This window comes from Nannocystis punicea (genome assembly GCF_026965555.1).
In the GTDB taxonomy this organism is placed as follows: Bacteria; Myxococcota_A; Polyangia; order Nannocystales; family Nannocystaceae; genus Nannocystis; species Nannocystis punicea.
Genome location: NZ_CP114040.1, coordinates 9126396 through 9143282 on the forward strand (window position 1 = coordinate 9126396; position 16887 = coordinate 9143282).

Genomic DNA, 16887 nt, shown 5'->3' on the forward strand with positions numbered 1-16887 from the left:
TACCATGACGAGCATGATGTCCTTGCTTGAAGTAGCCCCTCGCGTCGCGTTCGCCGCTGCGTTCGCCTGGTGCACGCTCGCCAGCGCCGCCCCCGACCCCCAGATCCTCTCACCGCCCGACGGCGCAGTCGTCACCTCGCCGTTCACCGTCCAGGCGAAGTACGGCGACGTCGAGTACTGCGACACCGGCGGATGCACCGACGTCCCCGCCCTGTACGTCGAGCTGTACGTCGGTCCTGACAACAACGCCACGGCCATCGGCAAGTGCGACACCTCGACCGAGTGCCCCGACGGCAAGGCGACCTTCGAGGTCACGCTGGAGCCCGGTGAGCACGTGCTGCGCGTCATCGCCTCCGACGACTTCATCGGAAGCGCGTCTTCCGAAAACATCACGATCACGGTCGAGGCCTCGGCCACGACGACCGACGGCTCCACCTCGACGGACGGCACCGAGACCACGAGCACCACGTCTCCCGGCACCACCGATCCCGTCACCACCGGCGGGACCACCGATCCGGGCACCACGGGGCCCGACACCACGGGGCCCGGCACCACCGGCGACGGCACCAGCACCACCGGTGACACCACCAAGGGCGCGGACACCGGCAGCAACAACTCCAAGGACGACGGCTGCGGCTGCCAGGCGACGAACGAATCGAGCAGCGCTCTCTTGTGGCTCGCCGCGCCGCTGCTGCTGTTCCGCCGGCGCCGCTGAGCAGACGGCGTCGCGGCGGTGGCACAGCCGAGCGCCGCGCCCATGCACCTGAAGACGAGGAGGAGCGCGCGGCGAGCGGTCGATCGCGCGGTGGACACGACCCGGGTGTACCACGCGGTCGGAGCGTCGCTACGACGACGAGATCGCCGCTCACGACCTCCGCGTCGACGGCGGTGCATGCAGCTCGTGGTCCCCGGCGAGGCGGCTGCGATGTCGCTGCAGGGCGGGCTCGGGCCTACACGCTCGTCTGGAGCCGGGATGCGGAGCTGTTCCTCCAGACAGGTCCGGCGCCTCCGGATTGTGGCGCGTGGCGAGGCGGGCTAGGCTTTCCGCCCATGAATGATCCGCGCTTTTGCCTGGCTTGGGTGGTGGCAGTGACTGCGTGCGATCCGGGGCCGCCGGGGCAGGATTCGGCGACGGCCAGCACGACCTCGACCTCGACGACTGCGAGCACCGACGACGACGAGACGACGACTGCGCCCACGACCTCGGGCGGCCCTGACGGCGGCAGCGCGCTCGGCTGCACCGACGTGCGCTGGGTTCATCCGTTTCCGTGGCTCGCGTCGATCCGCGGGCTCGCCGTCGATTCGCGCCAGCACGTGCGCACGGGCTACCGCGACGGAGATTATCACGTGCTCGACATCGACCCGTCGGGGCTGGTCGTGGGAACGATGGACTTCGCCGACACGTCGCCGAACTGGTACGGCATCGACGATCAGGACGACCTGCTGCTGGTCTTCCACGAGGACGACTCGATCCACCGCCTGCGCAAGTTCGACGTCCACGGCGCGCAGCTGTGGGAGGTCGAGTACCAACCCGACGCGAAGGGCCTGTCGCAGCCGCACGCGAAGCCCGGCCCCGGCGGCACCACGGTCGTCACGCGGGACACGTGGATCTTCAAGTACGACGCCGACGGCCAGCAGCTGTGGGAGATGCAAGATCCCGGCTATCCGCTGATCGCCGGCGTCAGCGCCGAAGGCGTGATCATCGGTTTCTACGTCACGACCACGGACTTCTGGGCGCGGGACGCCGACGGCCAATTGCTGTGGCAGGAGGACTGGGGCGAGCACGCGCAGTCGGATCGAGTGTTCGCGGTCGACGCCGGCGGCGGCATCGCGGTCGGCGAGCAAGCCCTCGGAGTGGCTCGCTTCACGGTCGACGGGACGCTCGAGTGGGAGCGCACCGAGGAGGAGCTCGGGGTGCGGGTCGACGCGATGGCGATGAACGCGAAGGGCCAGCTCGCGGTGCTCGGGCAGACGATGGAGCTGGGCGGCGCCTCGGCCGCGGTGGTGCTCGACGCGGACGGGACGGAGACGACGAAGCGGGCGTGCACGGAGCTCGACGGCAAAGAAGTGGCGATCGACGAGGCCGGCCGGGTGGTCATCGGCGCCAACGACCTCGACGACTATTATGTCGTTTCGTTCGATTGAAGCGTGATGATTGGCGACCCGCAGTACCACCATTCCTGGTGGTGCTGCATTTCTTCGCGGCGGTGATTGCGGGCCGTGAGGCGCGGTCCCACGTCGGCCCGGAGGTCTGCCGCCGTTGAATGGTCCCGATCGCCTCGAGACGGGCTCGGTTCGTCCGTCTGCGCAGTCACGAGCCGCAGCCGCCGGCGCCGCAGGTGCAATCGAGGCAGCCGTGCTCGGCACAGGTGCCGCACGAGCGGGCGACCTGCTTCTTCAGCGCCTCGCGCGCTCGAAACACCCGCACTGCGGCGTTGTTCGCGGTGATGCCCGCCTCGGCCGCGTAGTCCTTGACCGCGAGGCCGTCGAGCTCGATGCGGCGCAGCGCCTCCGCGTACTCCGGCTTCAGCGTGTCGGCGAGCCGCGCCACGCACTGGCACACTGCGCCGCGCAGCTCCGGCGCGGGTTCGACCGCCTCATCGAGCTCGGCCGCCAGGGCGTCGAGGCGACGTCCCGCCGCTGCGTCGCGCCGCCGGCGATCGATCACCGCGTTGCGGAGCAGCCGGTAGAACCAGGCGATCGCGGCCTCGTCGTCGCGCAGGTCGCCGAGCTTGTTCAGGCCGCGCACGAACGCGTCCTGCAGGATGTCCTCGGCGACGGCTCGGCTGCCGACCCGCGCCTGCAGGAAGCCGAGGAACTCGCGGTGGTTGGCGACGAGCCGGCTCACCACTTCGGGCGTCGGCTTCGGCTCGGCGTGCGTCTCCTGTGCGCTCATGGCCTGTCCTCCTCGTGCTGTCGTCCAAGAGTGTAGTGCGACCTGCTAGGGCTTGCGCGTCACGACCTCGAGCACGCCCCGGATCATGTTCATCCCGCACTTGAACTCGTACTCGCCGGCGGGGAGCGCGGGCATCTCGAGGATGACCGGCCGATCGGTCGGGAGCTCGCGGCGAAGGTCGAGGGCGGCGAACACGACCTCGCGCGTGCACGGCGACTTGTCCCGGCGAACGAACTTCAGGCGGACGCGCTCACCCTCGACGACGGTGATCCGGCCGGGCCGATAATCACCGTCGACGACGACCTCGATCTCACGCAGCGCCCGGGTTTGCGCGGCGGTCGCGGCACCGGCCTGCGCGGGGAGGACGCTGACGGCGGCGGTGACGCCGAGGGACAGGACGACAGGGAGGATGACTGTGAGCATGGTGATCTCCGGCATTCGCGTTTTTGTCTTTCGTCAAAGGGGCTGACGCGGCCGCCGGCGGGGCATTACACCCGCCGGTCGACGTTCGCCGCCCGGGTCAAGCCGCGGCGAAGCGCCGCAGGCGCAGCGAGTTCGTCAGCACCGACACGCTCGACAGCGACATCGCCGCGCTCGCCAGCACCGGCGACAGCAGCCAGCCGGTCCACAGGTACAGCGCGCCGGCGGCGATCGGGATCCCGATCACGTTGTAGACGAACGCCCAGAACAGGTTCTGCCGGATCGTCCGCAAGGTCCGCCGTGCGAGCTGCAGCGCGATCGGCAAGCTCGAGATCCCGCCTCTCAGCAGCGCGACGTCGGCGGCCGCGATCGCTATGTCGGTGCCGGTCCCGATCGCCACTCCGACGTGCGCGCCGGCCAGCGCGGGCGCGTCGTTGACCCCGTCGCCGACCATCGCCACGACTCGACCGCGGGCCCGCTCGTCGGCGACCACCCGCGCCTTGTCCTCCGGCCGCACCTCCGCGATCACGCGGTCGATGCCGAGCTCTGCAGCGATGGCCTCCGCGGTGCTGCGGCGATCGCCGGTCACCATCGCCACCTCGATCCCCATGTCTCTCAGGCTGGCGACGCTCTGCCGCGCGCCCGCGGTCGGGCGATCCGCGACGGCGACGAGGCCGGCGAGGGCGCCGTCGATCGCCACGAACGAGGGCGTCCGCCCGCGCTCCGCGAGAGCCTCGGCCGCGGCCTCCAGGCTCGAAGCGTCGATCCCCTTGCGGCCCAGCCACGCGCCGGTCCCGACGAGCACGAGCCGGCCGGCGACGTCCCCCTCGATCCCGAAGCCCGGCTCCATCCGGAAGCGGCTCACGCTCTCGGCCTCGATCCCGCGCGCCCGGGCGCCCTCGACGATCGCCCGCGCCACCGGATGTTCGCTCTCTCGTTCGACCGCAGCGACCAGCGCCAGCAGCTCCGCGGCGCTCCAGCCCTCGTTCGGCACGACGTCGGTCAGCGCCGGTTTGCCTTCCGTCAACGTGCCGGTCTTGTCGAGCAGCACGGTGTCGACGCGGCTCGCCGCCTCGAGCGCCGCTCCCCCCTTGACGAGGATCCCGAGCTCGGCGCCGCGCCCGGTGCCGACGGCGACCGCGGCCGGGGTCGCCAGGCCGAGCGCGCACGGGCACGCGATCACCAGCACCGCGACGAAGCGCTCGATCGCCGCCGCGAAGCCCGCCGCGGACGGATCGACGGCGACCCAGGCGAGCAGCGTGACCGCGGCGATCGCCAGCACGATCGGCACGAAGTAGCTGCTGACGACGTCGGCGAGCCGCGCGATCGGGGCGCGCGAGCCCTGCGCCTGCTCGACCGCCTCGACGATCCGCGCCAGCGCAGTCTCACTGCCCGTGTGCGTCACTCGCACGACCAGCGCGCCGCTCTGGTTCAGGGTCCCGCCGAACACCGGCGCGTCCTTCGTCTTGTCGACGGGGATGCTCTCGCCCGTCAACATCGACTCGTCGACGGCCGAGACGCCGCGGACCACCACGCCGTCGCTCGGGATCCGCTCGCCGGGTCGCACGAGCACGTGATCGCCGGGCACGAGCGACTCGACGGGGACATCGTCTTCGCGGCCGTCGGTGACGCGCCGCGCGGTCTTCGGCGCCAGCGCGACCAGGCCGCGGACTGCGTCGGACAGCCGCCGGCGCGCCCGCGTCTCGAGCAGCTTGCCGAGCAGCACGAAGCTGATGATCGCCGCGGCTGCCTCGTAGTACAGGTGCGGCGACACCCCGTGCTCGGCGTGCGGGAACAGGCCGGGCCACATCAGGGCGACGGTCGAGTAGACCCACGCGGCGAGCGTGCCGATGCTGACGAGGGTGTTCATGTCGGCCGCGCCGTGGCGCAGCGCCTTCCAGGCCAGGCGCAGGAACCGGCGGCCGGGGCCGAAGACGACCGGCGTGGCGAGGGCGAATTGCAGCCAGCGAGCGAACGTGCCCTCGGTGCCGGGGATGGTGCCGTGCGACATCGCCACGACCAGCAGCGGGACGCTGAGCGTCGCTGCGAGGATGAAGTCGCGGCGGAGGCCTCGCTGCTCCCGCTGCTCGGACTGCTCGAGCGCCTCTGCGCGAGTCGCCGCCCCGGAGCGCGCGGCCGGAGCGGCGTCGAAGTTCGGCACGGAGTAGCCGGCCTGCGTGATCGCCTCGACCAGCGCGCGCGCGAGGTCGTGTCCGCCGCGAACTTCACGGTCGCGCGCTGAGTGACCAGGTTGACGGTCGCCTCGCGCACTCCCGGGACCGCGCGCAGCGCCTTCTCGATCCGCCGCACACAGTTGGCGCAGGTCATGCCCGCGATCGGCAGCTCGACGCTCGTGTCACCGGCGTCGCCCGGCACTTCGTAACCCGCCTCCTCGACGGCCCGGGCGAGCGCCGCCGGCGTCGCCGCGGATGGGTCGAAGGTGACGCTCGCGCGCCCGGTGACGAGGTTGACGTGCGCCTCCTCGACGCCGGGGACGGCCTTGAGGGCGCGCTCGACCCGGACGACGCAGCTGGCGCAGGTCATCCCCTCGATCGGCAGGTCGGCGTGGGAGGCAGCGTCCTGGGCGCTGCTCGCAATGACTGCGTTGCTCGGCATGGTGTCCTCGACTCGCTGACGCCGCACCCCGCCGGGCATTACAGGGGGGCTGCGCGGAGCTGCGCGCCTCGGGCGCTTCCGACCGGCGCGCCACGCCGTAATGCGCCGGGACCCGCCGCGTCTTCTCGCTGCGAGCCGCGAAACGCCGCGCCGCAAGGAGACCTGCCATGAACACGCATCACGAAACCATCCTCGACGTCCCGGGCATGAGCTGCCAGTCCTGTGTCCGTCACATCCGCGAAGCTCTCGGGCAGCTGGACGGGGTCACCGAGGTCGAGGTCCGGCTGCGCGACGGCAAGGTGCTCGTGCATCACGACCCGAACGAGGCGACAGTCCACCGCTTGATCGCGGCGCTGCGCGAGGCCGGCTACGAGTCCTCCCTCGCGGCGGCCGCGTGAACCGCCGAGCCGACGAGCGGGCTCAGCGAAACGCCGGCAACACCGGCGCCCTCGGCGACAGCGGCGGCCCCACCACCTGGGACGCCGGCCTCGTCGCGCGGGTGGATCTCCGCGCTGTACAGCCGGGCGCTGCGTCCGATATACGGACGGAGATGTCGAGGCTCTCGCTGTTCGCGCTCCTGCTCGCGTGCGTCGCGTGTCGTCCGTCGCCGGGGCCGTCCGTGGCGACCCCGGCTGCGCCCGGCGTCGCCGCCGAAGCGGCGCCCGAAGGCCGCGCGGGGCCGGCCGGGGCGCCGGACGGGAAGCGCGAGGTGGTCGAGACCACCGTCTTTCACCTGCACAAGTTCCTGCAGCGGATCGGGGTCGAGCGCGACACGTACACGCGCGACGGCGCGGGCCAGCTCGAGGCCAAGGCGTCGTTCGGCTTCCAGGATCGCGGCAGCCAGGTGACGCTCGCGGCGGCGTTCCGGCTCGGGCCCGACGGCGCGCCGCGTGACTATCAGGCCTGGGGGAAGACCTCGCGGATGTCGACGATCGACGAGCGCGTCCTCGTCGCGGCCGACGGCTCGTTCATTCACAGCCGCGTCGGCGAGGCGCCCGTGCGCGGCGAGCCGGACGGCGCGTACGTCGTCGCGTCGGGCTACGCCCCGATCCTCGCCCAGGACCTGCTGCTCCGCGCGTGGGTGGCCCGCGGCCGCCCTGCGACCATGACGCTGTTGCCCGCGGCGACGCTGACGATCGAGTCGCGCGGCAAGCAGGAGCACGAGGTCGAGGGCAAGCGAGTGACGCTCGAGCACGTGAGCGTGCGCGGGCTGGTGTGGGGTCGCGAGGACGCGTGGCTCGACGACGCCGGCAGGCTCGTCGCAGTGGTGACGCGAGACGCCGAGTTCGATCACTTCGAGGCCGCGCGCGAGGGGTTCGTCGCGCTCCTGCCGGAGCTCGTGTCGCGCGCGGGCGCCGACGGCGTCGCGTGGCTCTCCGAGGTCGGGCAAGCGGCGGCGCGAGGGCCGGCCGGCGTGGTGGCGCTCGTCGGCGCCGACCTCGTCGACGGCACCGGTCGCCCCACGGTGCGCGACGCGGTGGTCGTCTACGACGGCGACAAGATCGTCGCCGCCGGGCCGCGCGCGTCGACGCCTATCCCGCCCGGCGCATCGACGCTCGACGTCTCCGGCAGCACGATCCTCCCCGGCCTGTGGGACATGCACGCGCACGTGCAGCAGGTCGAGCAGGGCGCCGCGTATCTGGCGGCCGGCGTCACCACGGTGCGCGACCTCGGCAACATCCTCGAGTTCGTGACCGGCATCCGCGACACCCTCGACGCGGGCAAGGGGCTGGGGCCGCGGATCCTCGTGAGCGGCATCGTCGACGGCGACGGTCCGCGCGCGCTCGGGACGGTGCGGATCAAGCGGCGAGAAGACATCGCGCCGGTGCTCGATCGCCTCAAGCGCGCCGGCTGTCTCGAGGTCAAGCTCTACTCGAGCGTCGCGCCCGCGCTGGTGCGGCCGATCGCCGAGGCGGCGCACCGCCGCGGCATGCGGGTGGTCGGCCACGTGCCGGAGGGCATGAGCGTCCTCGAGGCCATCGCCGCCGGCTACGACGGCGTGAGCCACGTGCAGTTCCTGTTCGATCCGCTGTTCGCTCCGGGCGAGGTCGGGCAGCTGTCGCGCGAGGCGCGGGGTCGCCGGATCGCCGACGCCGACGTCAAGGCGCCTCCGCTCGCGCAGGTGGTACGCGCCTTCGCGGCGAAGAAGGTGATGCTCGACGACACCCTCGCGCTCTACGAATTGATGAATCACACCGCCGACGAGAACGCGCGCCGCGAGCCCGGCCTCGCCAAGCTGCCGCTGGAGCTCCGCGGGCTGTTCGATGGTTCGTCGCCCGCGCAGGCCGCCCTCGACGGGGCGATCTTTTCCAACTACCTGGCGATCGTGGGGGAGCTGCACCGCGCCGGCGTCCCGATCGTCGCCGGTACGGACATCTCGGTGCCGGGCCATTCGTTGCACCGCGAGCTCGAGCTGTACGTGCAGGCGGGCTTCTCGCCGATGGCGGCGATTCAGGCCGCCACCAGCGTGCCGGCGCGCATGATGGGCATGCAGGCGCAGGTCGGCACCATCGAACCGGGGAAGCGGGCGGATCTGGTGATCGTGGCCGGCGATCCGATCGCCGACATCCGCAACGTCCGCAAGGTGACGACAGTGGTCGCGCGCGGCCGGATGTACGATCCGGCCGCGCTGTGGCGAATCGCGGAGTTCACCCCGTGACCGCTCCGGCTACTTCGCGCCCGGCATCGGCGGCGGTCCGGATGCCCACCAGCCGGCGGGGGCGCGGGCCCAGAACACGGCCGCGAGGACGCTGAACGCGAGGATCGTCACGACGGCGAGCTGAGAGCTCGCCCTCCTGCCGGCGAGCACACCGAGGACCGGGCCGACCAGCAGGAGGGGCAGCATCGTGACCGCCGGGCCCTGGGGGAACGCGTCGCCGCGGTTGAAGAGGCCGACGAGGATCCATGCGAACGTGAAGCCGGCGAAGGCGCCAGCGGAGGCGAGGAACAACCGGCGAATGCGCGGTGACATGAGACTGGTCGGAACGGCGCGCAGGAGGCCGTATTCACGGCGGTCGCGCCGATCGCCGCAATCCAGGCGCCCCGGGGACCGTACGTGCGGCGCGCTTGTGCGATCGCGTGAGATCGCCGATGCTGCCGAGGTGCGCCTGCGCCGAGCCTCGACCGCGAGCGACCCTCCGGCGGAGGGCGCTTCGTCCGCGGCGCTCCTGTTGCCCGGTCGAGCCCGCTGGTGCGCGCGGCGGCGCGACGAACCGATGAACCCGCTCGCACACCGCGGAAGAAGCCGGGGCCGGTGACAGCGCCGCCGACGAGCCTCGACACGCCGCTCGCGCGCGGCATCGCGCTGTTCAACGCAGGCGCCCATTTCGCCGCCCACGAGGCCTGGGAAGACCGCTGGCGCGCGGCCATCGACCCGGACGAGCGCCGCCTGCTGCAGGGCCTCATCCAGGTCGCCGCGGCCCATCACAAGCTGCGCGTGCAGGGCAAACCAGAGAGCGCTGCGCGGCTGCTCGCGCGGGGACTGGCCAAGCTCGACGCGTGTGCGCCGGACGCCGGCGGCCTCGCGCTCGCCGACTTTCGAGAGGCGACGCGGGCGTGGTTCGCCGGCGAATCTCCACAGCGCGTCACGGGACCGGCGCTGTCGTTTCGACGGTGACCCCGCCCTGCCGTCGACGAATCATCACACCATCTCCCGTCGATGCCGCGGTCCCACGATTTGGCGGGGCAGTCGGCGCCTCGCTATCATGCGTGTGTTCCGGCAGAGGTCCGGGGCCGGGCGCTCACTCGCTCTCTGGACCGATGCGCCCGCCGACCGCCAGCTCGAGGTCGCTGCGGGCGATCCAGTAGTCACGAAGGGCCTCGACGTACCGCCGATGCGCCTCGATCTGGTCCGAGCGCGTCTCGAGCAGCTGGTAAGTGCCCACGAGCATCGCGTTGTACTGCAGCAGCGTGAGATCGGTGATCGACTCGGCGCGGGGCAAGACGGTCTTCTGGTAGTGCTCCACCTTGCGGCGCGCCGCCACGAGCTCGGCTCGGTGCACGCGGATCTCCGAGCGCGCGTGAATCGCAGCGTCTTGCAGCCGGTGCTGGGCCTGCCGCAGGTGGGCCTGAATGCGCGCGAGGTCGGCGTGCCCGGGGTCGAAGATCGGCAGCTGCAGCGCGAGCGATCCGCCGAGGACCGGCTCGTGACCGGCGTCGTCGCCGACCTCGTTGCGCATCACGAAGCCGGCCTCGATCCCCGTGACGATGCCGCGCCGACGCAGCCCGAGGGCGTGGGCGATCGATCTCACCTCCACGCGAGCCGCGGACAGATCGAGCCGGTCGGCGATCCCCTGCTGCTCCAACCGGCCGAGCTCGACCTCCGCGGGCAAGACATCCGCCACCGGGCCCGCGATCGTCCAGGCGACGTCCGCGCCCCACAGGCCGAGCAGACGCGTCAGCGCCTCGCGCTCGACCAGCGCGGCCAGCTCGGCGTCGGCGAGCTCGACGCGGGCGCGGTCGAGCGCAGCGGCGAACAGCTGTCGATCGAGCGGATCGATGTTGCCGGCGTCGAGCTGGCGCTGCGCCAGCTCGTGAGCGACCTCGGCCGCCTGCGCGCGCCCGCGGTACAGCGCGAGCATCTGCTCGGCCGCCTGCGTGCGAACGAACGCGACCTTCACGTCGCGCGCCAGCCCCAGAGCCGCCTGCCCGACTGTCACGATCGCGTGATTCAGCCGAGCCTGCGCCAGGCGCCGCTTGGCGGGGATCAAGAACGCGCTGAGGAGGCTCTGCGTCAGCGAGAGCCCGCCGCCGAGGCCGAACCCGCGGGTCGAGTTCACGAGGTCGCCCGCGATCACCGGGTTCTCCAGCAAGCCCGCCTGCACCAGCTCCGCCTGGGCGACCCCGAGCTCCTCGAGCACGGCCCGCAGCTCGCGGTTGTTGAGCAGCGCGACCTGCAGCGCGCGCTCCGGATTCAGCGGCCGGGACACGAGCTCGGCGACCCGGTCACGCACGCGGGCGCGGCTGTCCGCGTCCTGCTCCGCGGGGACCACGTCGGCCAGTCCGACGCGGTTCTCGACGATCTCCGCGACGTCTCGCCGAGCCCGGGTCGGCTGGACCGATGCGCAGCCCAGGAGCGCCGCCACGACCGACATCATGAGAGCACGAGCTTTCATCGCGAAGCACCCTCCTGCCCGAAAGGCGCGAGCCCGCCTTGCGAGTTCCCATGGTCGTGGCCTGCGTGTCCGAACCTGTCCTTCACGCCGGAGGTCCGCTCCGGGCCACTGCCCCCATGGCCCATGTGCTCGTGCGCGGAATGGTCCATGGCCTCGTGTCCGTTACGAGGTCCGGTTGGCGCGTCCGTGAAAGCCGAAGCCTCGTAGGGGTTCGCCTGCGCCTGGTACGGGGCGGCCGCGGCGTCCGGGTCGGCCGGATCGGCGCCGGGAGGCTCGGGCGGCAGGCCTGCGCGGCAAGCCGGCAGCGCCGCGAGCAGCGCGGCGAGAAGGAGAGCGCGGCGGGCTTCATGTTTGGATGCCGTCACGATCCATGTCCTCCTTCCTTGCGAGATCGGCGACCGTGCCGGGCGGGTGCTTGTACCAGCCGGGGTCCTGGTTCCCGTCGCCGATGTCCTCGTCGCGCACCTTGAGGACGGTGAACATGCCGCCCATCGTGATCGCGTCGAACGGCCCCCTGGCGCCGACCATCGGGATGCTGTTCTTCGGGACAGGCATCCCCATCTCGGCCATGTCGCCCATCCCGTGCTGCCCCATCGGCATGTAGCCGCGGACCACGCGTCCGCCGAGCGCGCCGACCTTCCGCGCGTCGACGCCGATCATGTTCGGCAGATCGTGCCCCATCTGGTTCATGACGTGGTGAGTCATGTGGCAGTGCATCGCCCAGTCACCGGGCGCGTCGGCGACGAACTCGACGTCGCGGGTGCTGCCCACGGGCACGAGCACCGTGGTCTCCGGCCATTGCGCGGACACTGGAAGCGGCCCGCCGTCGGTGGCCACGACCTTCCAATAATATCCGTGCAGGTGAATCGGGTGGTGATCCATGGCGCTGAGGTTGCCGAAGCGGATCCGGACCCGCTCGCCGGTGCGGCACACGAGCGGCGCAGTGCCGGGGTACGCCTTCGCGTTCATCGTCAGGACGTTGAAGTCCGTCATCTCGTTCGGGTCGGGCCGCCGCGCGCCCGGCACGATCTTCCACTCGCTGAGCATGATCACGAAGTCCCGGTCGACGCGGTAGCCGGGCGGCGCGGGGCGCGGGTGGACGACGATCATGCCCAGCATGCCCAGCGCCATCTGGGTCATCTCGTCGTGGTGCGAATGGTACATGAAGGTCCCGGATTGATTGAAAGTCCACTCGTAGCGGAACGTCTCCCCCGGCGCGATCGACCGTTGATTGAGCCCGCCGACCCCGTCCATGCCATTGGGAAGGAAGATCCCGTGCCAGTGGACGGTCGTCGGCGCGGGGAGCTTGTTGGTGACGTAGACCCTCACGCGGTCGCCCTCGACCGCCTCGATCGTCGGTCCGTGGACCCTGCCGTTGTAGCCCCAGCAAAGCGCGCGAAGACCGGGGGCGAACTCGTGATCGACCTCCTCCGCGACGAGGTGGTAGACCTTCACGCCGTCGACGATCCTCCAATCGAGGGTGGCGCCGCCGGGAGTGACGGTGGGCTGGTAGTCGCGCCCCGGCTGCCCGGGCGCTCGCGCGGCGGCGGCCGATCCGCCGCTGTAGCTCGACTCCCACCTGTGAACGGGCGCCGCAGCACGCACCTCTCGACTCGCCAGAGCGGAGGCCGCACCTCCGATGGCCGCGCCGGCCAGGAGGGCTCGCCGTCGACTGAGATTATTAAACAGATCTGTCATGACTGTCCTCGGATGTTCGATGATCCGTGGCCACGCCGACGTGGACCGTCGCAGCAATGTGTGAACGCAGGGCCCTCGCCGCCGGCGGCGAGGGCGACCGGGAGGGTCGAGGCGAGCGCGGCGGAGTGTCGGCGTGGCATGGGCTGGTCATTCCAGGACGCCGACGGCGACGGAGCATTACGCTGGAAAATTCGCCGTCGCCGCGGTCGAGATCGCTCGTGATGCGGCCGTGACCTCGCCGGCGCCCGTCCAGCCCGCATCTCTGCTCACGAGCGACGGATCGCGGGCTCGACACTGGCGCGTCCCGTCCCCGATCGGCCGCGATCGGGCACAATGCGCGCGATGTCCGAGCTCGCGCCGATCACCGCCGCCTTCACCGCCCGCGTCGAGCCCTGCCCCCTCGCTCCCGGGTACGTCGTGGTCGACGCTCGCTTCGCCGACCGACTGCGCACCGAGCACACGCGGCGCTTCGAGGTCACCGCCGAGGGCGAAGACCAGCTGACCCACGACGTGCCCAATACCGGCGAGGAGGCGCTCGCGCACCTCGACGACGACGGCCTCGCGCGGGTCGGCACCGCGGTGATGCCCGGGACGATCCTCGTGGGCAAGGCGACGCCGACCGCCGGCGGGCCGCTGTCGAACGAGGAGAAGCTGCTGCGGGCGATCTTCGGCGAGCAGGCCGCCGAGCTGCGCGACACCTCGCTGCGCGCCCCGCCCGGGTGCTTCGGCGTCGTCGTACTCGCACAGATGGCGGCCGAGCTGGCGCGCGCCAGCGTCGAGGTCGCGTGGGAGCGGCCGCTCGAGGTCGGCGACGTCCTGCTCGTCGACGGACGACCTGTCGTGGTCGCCGCGATCCGCGAGCTCGAGGTCGACCTGGCGTGGAGCGGCGGCGTCTCCGAAGCATCGGTCGCCAAGGCCGCGATGGCGCGCGACGTGCTTCACGCGCGCAGCATCGGACCGTACGAGCCGACCACGCAGCTGCCGGCTCTCGGGCGCGATCGTTTCGGCGGTCAACCACTCGCGCGCGAGCAGATGGGGCCCCTCGCGGTCCACGCCCCGTGGGCGTTGTGGGAGATGTTGACGATCAAGTCGGACAGCGTGAGCGGACGGACGCGCGCCTACGAGGCGATCATCAAGCAAGAGAACCCCGACGTCGTGCCGACTCGCGGCGAGCCGGCCCCCGCGGGCGGCGGCGTGACGCGGGATATCTTCTCGTTCTTCGACCGACCCGCGCCGGGGACCGCCGGCGAGCCCGCGCTCGAGCCCGAGGCCGTGACCGTGCTCGCCGCCCACCTGCGCGCGCTCGGCCTCGACCTCGACCTGCGCGCGGCCCAGGTCGCGCTGACGATCGACGGGCCGGAGAAGATCGTCGAGCGCTCGCACGGCGAGGTGCGCGAGCCCGACGACCTCGCGTGCCCGAAGATCTTCGGCCCCGTCAAGGACTACGAGTGCGCCTGCGGCCAGTACCGGCGCATGAAGGACCGCGGCGTCGTCTGCGAGAAGTGCGGCGTCGAGGTCATCTCGTCCCGCGTCCGCCGCGAGCGCTTCGGCCACGTGAAGCTCGCAGCGCCGTGCCTGCACCCGCTGTTCGCCGGCGACGCGGCGACGCTGCTCGGCCTCGAAGAGGACGAGGCGCGCGAGGTGATCGCCGGTCGCCGCGTCCTCGAATTCGCCGGCGGTTCCGCGTGGCGCAGCGAGCCCGGCGAATCCGCGGCCGGCGGACAGGCGCTGTGGGACGCGCTGGCGCAGCTCGACCTCGACGCGATCGAGGCCGGCGAGTCGGGCCCGCGGGCGGAGCTCGCCTCGTCGCTCGCGCGGCTCGGGCGACCCGCGACCGCGCTCATGCTCGACGTCGTGCCGGTGCTGCCGCCCGACCTGCGCGTCGACCACGAGTACGGCGACCTCGAACCTTCGTACCGCGACCTGATCGACCGCAACCTGCGGGTCGCTCGCACCGCCGAGGCCCGCGCGCCGATCGCCGAGCTCGCGCGCGAGCAGGAGCAGCTCCAGCGCGCGCTCGATCGGCTGCTGCAGGGCGGCCGGCGCCGCGGCTCCGCCGACGACGCGCCGCTGCCGGTGTCCGAGCGCATCGACAGGGCGTTCGCCGACCGCGTGTTTATCAAACCCGTCGATTTCTCCGGCGTCGCGCACCTCGTCGTCGATCCGTCGCTGGCGCCGGACGAGTGCCGCGTGCCCCAGGCGATGCTGCGCGAGCTGTTCCGCCCGCACGCGTACGGCGTGCTCGAGACGCACGGCTTCGTCACCACGATCCAGTCGGCCAGGCGCATGGTCGACGCCGAACAGCCCGAGGCGCTGGCGGCGGTCGCGGCGGCCAGCGACGGCGCTCCGGTGCTGCTGATGGCCGGGCCGGCGATCGTCACCCGCCGCGTGCGCGGCTGGGACGCGCCGTGCGTCGCAGTCGACCCGACCACCGCGGAGCGCATGGCGAGCCACGTCGTCACCCTGCACCTGCCCGTGATGCACGAGGCCGCCCTGCAGTGCGAACGGCTCGCCGACTTCCCCGCCGCCGAGAAGCAGCGCGCGAGCGGCTGGCTGGGCCGCACGCGCCGCTCGCTGATCGCCGCGGCCCGGCGCGCCGCGCTGCACGGCGAGCGCGACGGCCTCGACGATCCGGTCGTGCGTCTCGCGCTCGGCCGTCCCCCCGAAGCCGTCGACGCCGACGAGCGCGAGCGCTACGCCGAACGCGAGCGCGAGCGGCGGGAGCAGGCGTGGGAGCGGCTGCGTCCCCTGCCCGTCCCACAGGCGAGCAATCCGCTCCTCGACCGCCGCCTCGACGAGCTCGAGCTCTCGGTCGCCACAGCCAACGCGCTCGACCGCGCCGGCCTGCAGACGATCGGCGAGCTGTGCCGGCGCACCGAGGCCGAGCTGCTCAAGACGCGAGGCTTCGGCCGCAAGCAACTCGCCGAGGTCAAGGAGATCGTCGCCAACCTCGGCCTGTCGCTCGGCATGAAGCCTTGACGTCGAGGCCGGCGCTGATTTTTATATGTCCTTTCGAACATGTCTTTTTGTTCATCCTGGCGCCGCCGAGAAGGTCGTCAAGGATTGGACGTTCAGGGCCTTCGTGTGCGCGGTCATGTAGTCGATGAACACGCGGACCCGGGACGGCAGGTGTCGGCGGCTCAGATAACAGATGTAGTGCCCGCGATCGTCGGGGGTGTACTGCGCGAGGCAAGGGACCAGCGCGCCGCTCTGCAGGAGGTCGAAGATCTGGTAGCCGGGCAGCTGCGCGAGCCCCTGTCCGTCGAGCACCGCCTGCAGGACCAGCTCGTCATCATTAAAACTGCTCATCGCCTGCGGCGAGAATTTCCGCGGCCGGCCGTTCACCTTGAACTCCCACTCGCAGACCCGGCCCGAGGCCTGGCGCAGGTTGATGCAGCGATGGTCGGCCAGCTCCTCGACGCTACGCGGCAGGCCATGGGCCTGCCGGTATCCGGGCGAGGCACAGACCAGCATCTGCATGAGGCAGAGCTGCCTGGCGACGATCTGGCTGTCCTCCAGGCGCCCGTTGCGGAACGCGACGTCGACGTGGCCCGCCGTGAACTCGGTCGCGGCGTCGTCGAGCAGCAGGTCGATCGCGACCTCGGGGTACCTGGCCTGAAAGCCAGGCAGCAGCGGCGCGACGACCTTGCGCCCGAAGCCGACCGTGGAAGCGACGCGCAAGCGGCCCTGCGGCGGTCCGTCCCGCAGCTCGCGCATCTCTTCCAGCGCCTGGACGATGCGCTCGACGCCGGGGTGGCAGTTCTCGTAGAACAGCTCGCCCTCGCGGGTCAGGGTGGTGGTGCGTGTGGTGCGGAAGAACAGCCGCGCGTCGAGCTGCTCCTCGAGCTTCTGGATGCTGCGGCTCACCGCCGAGCGACCGATCCCCAGGCGATCGCCGGCGCGGGCGAAGCTGCCCTCGGTGACGACCGCGATGAACGCGACGACGCCGGCGTAGCTGGCGGCGAAGCTGGAAGCCAGCGCGTCGGCGCCGTGGCGCGGGGAATGGCTGGGATGGTTCGGCACGTGCGAGGGACCGGCGACCGGTCCGGCTTGTGACAACCACGGACGAAATTTTTCGCCGCCCCGAGCGCGCGCCGCTCGGACGGGCGCGCTCGGCGCTACGCAGGCCTGAATCGGGCCGCG

Annotated in this window: 12 protein-coding genes and 1 pseudogene; 6 read left to right on the top strand and 7 right to left on the bottom strand. The window is 71.8% G+C overall.

Features of this window, described 5'->3' with window-relative positions; all coding sequences use genetic code 11:
• Nucleotides 1-22: 22 nt before the first annotated feature.
• On the top strand, nt 23-715 hold the full coding sequence (locus O0S08_RS34835; protein ID WP_269033757.1) for an MYXO-CTERM sorting domain-containing protein: 693 nt from the start codon (nt 23-25) through the stop codon (nt 713-715).
• 335 nt (nt 716-1050) lie between these two features.
• Nucleotides 1051-2145, top strand: coding sequence for a PQQ-binding-like beta-propeller repeat protein (locus O0S08_RS34840; RefSeq protein WP_269033758.1), 1095 nt, complete (start codon nt 1051-1053; stop codon nt 2143-2145).
• A gap of 166 nt (nt 2146-2311) precedes the next feature.
• On the opposite strand, the gene O0S08_RS34845 is transcribed toward O0S08_RS34840, so the two are convergent.
• The 3 genes and pseudogenes from O0S08_RS34845 to O0S08_RS34855 form a co-directional block, all read right to left on the bottom strand.
• The gene (locus O0S08_RS34845) at nt 2312-2896 is read right to left on the bottom strand and encodes a sigma-70 family RNA polymerase sigma factor (protein ID WP_269033759.1); all 585 of its coding nucleotides are present in this window, start codon (nt 2894-2896) and stop codon (nt 2312-2314) included.
• Between the two features lie 45 nt (nt 2897-2941).
• Complete coding sequence (locus O0S08_RS34850; RefSeq protein ID WP_269033760.1) at nt 2942-3334, bottom strand: cupredoxin domain-containing protein; 393 nt, start codon at nt 3332-3334, stop codon at nt 2942-2944.
• 82 nt (nt 3335-3416) lie between these two features.
• Nucleotides 3417-5932 (bottom strand): annotated as a pseudogene (locus O0S08_RS34855) (heavy metal translocating P-type ATPase).
• 167 nt (nt 5933-6099) lie between these two features.
• Between O0S08_RS34855 and O0S08_RS34860 the strand changes: the two are divergent.
• Nucleotides 6100-6330, top strand: a complete 231-nt coding sequence (locus O0S08_RS34860) for a heavy-metal-associated domain-containing protein (RefSeq protein WP_269033761.1) — start codon at nt 6100-6102, stop codon at nt 6328-6330.
• Entirely contained in the window at nt 6327-8591 is a 2265-nt protein-coding gene (locus tag O0S08_RS34865) for an amidohydrolase family protein (protein ID WP_269033762.1), read from the top strand. Before O0S08_RS34860 ends, O0S08_RS34865 begins: the two co-directional genes overlap by 4 nt.
• Nucleotides 8592-8600: 9 nt before the next feature.
• Here the strand turns inward: O0S08_RS34865 and O0S08_RS34870 are convergent, their stop codons facing one another.
• On the bottom strand, nt 8601-8903 hold the full coding sequence (locus tag O0S08_RS34870; protein ID WP_269033763.1) for a hypothetical protein: 303 nt from the start codon (nt 8901-8903) through the stop codon (nt 8601-8603).
• Nucleotides 8904-9122: 219 nt separating this feature from the next.
• Between O0S08_RS34870 and O0S08_RS34875 the strand changes: the two genes are divergently transcribed.
• Entirely contained in the window at nt 9123-9548 is a 426-nt protein-coding gene (locus O0S08_RS34875; RefSeq protein ID WP_269033764.1) for a DUF309 domain-containing protein, read from the top strand.
• A 124-nt stretch (nt 9549-9672) separates the two neighbouring features.
• Here the strand turns inward: O0S08_RS34875 and O0S08_RS34880 are convergent, their stop codons facing one another.
• Nucleotides 9673-11016 carry a TolC family protein gene (locus O0S08_RS34880; protein WP_269033765.1) on the bottom strand — a complete coding sequence of 448 codons (1344 nt, stop codon included), beginning with the start codon at nt 11014-11016 and terminating at the stop codon, nt 9673-9675.
• 375 nt (nt 11017-11391) lie between these two features.
• Nucleotides 11392-12744: a multicopper oxidase family protein gene (locus O0S08_RS34885; RefSeq protein WP_269033766.1), complete on the bottom strand. Its 1353-nt coding sequence runs from the start codon at nt 12742-12744 to the stop codon at nt 11392-11394.
• A 342-nt stretch (nt 12745-13086) separates the two neighbouring features.
• Here O0S08_RS34885 and O0S08_RS51120 point away from each other — a divergent pair, with 342 nt between their 5' ends.
• Nucleotides 13087-15723, top strand: coding sequence for a DNA-directed RNA polymerase subunit alpha C-terminal domain-containing protein (locus O0S08_RS51120; RefSeq protein WP_276082557.1), 2637 nt, complete (start codon nt 13087-13089; stop codon nt 15721-15723).
• 51 nt (nt 15724-15774) lie between these two features.
• Here the strand turns inward: O0S08_RS51120 and O0S08_RS34900 are convergent, their stop codons facing one another.
• Nucleotides 15775-16767: a LysR family transcriptional regulator gene (locus O0S08_RS34900; protein ID WP_269033767.1), complete on the bottom strand. Its 993-nt coding sequence runs from the start codon at nt 16765-16767 to the stop codon at nt 15775-15777.
• Between the last annotated feature and the right edge of the window lie 120 nt (nt 16768-16887).

Excerpts from the sequence above, each read along its gene's own strand:
- O0S08_RS34840 (WP_269033758.1), top strand. The coding sequence starts at position 1,051 with ATGAATGATCCGCGCTTTTGCCTGGCTTGGGTGGTGGCAGTGACTGCG.
- O0S08_RS34845 (WP_269033759.1), bottom strand. The coding sequence starts at position 2,896 with ATGAGCGCACAGGAGACGCACGCCGAGCCGAAGCCGACGCCCGAAGTG.
- O0S08_RS34850 (WP_269033760.1), bottom strand. The coding sequence starts at position 3,334 with ATGCCGGAGATCACCATGCTCACAGTCATCCTCCCTGTCGTCCTGTCC.
- O0S08_RS34860 (WP_269033761.1), top strand. The coding sequence starts at position 6,100 with ATGAACACGCATCACGAAACCATCCTCGACGTCCCGGGCATGAGCTGC.
- O0S08_RS34870 (WP_269033763.1), bottom strand. The coding sequence starts at position 8,903 with ATGTCACCGCGCATTCGCCGGTTGTTCCTCGCCTCCGCTGGCGCCTTC.
- O0S08_RS34885 (WP_269033766.1), bottom strand. The coding sequence starts at position 12,744 with ATGACAGATCTGTTTAATAATCTCAGTCGACGGCGAGCCCTCCTGGCC.
- O0S08_RS51120 (WP_276082557.1), top strand. The coding sequence starts at position 13,087 with ATGTCCGAGCTCGCGCCGATCACCGCCGCCTTCACCGCCCGCGTCGAG.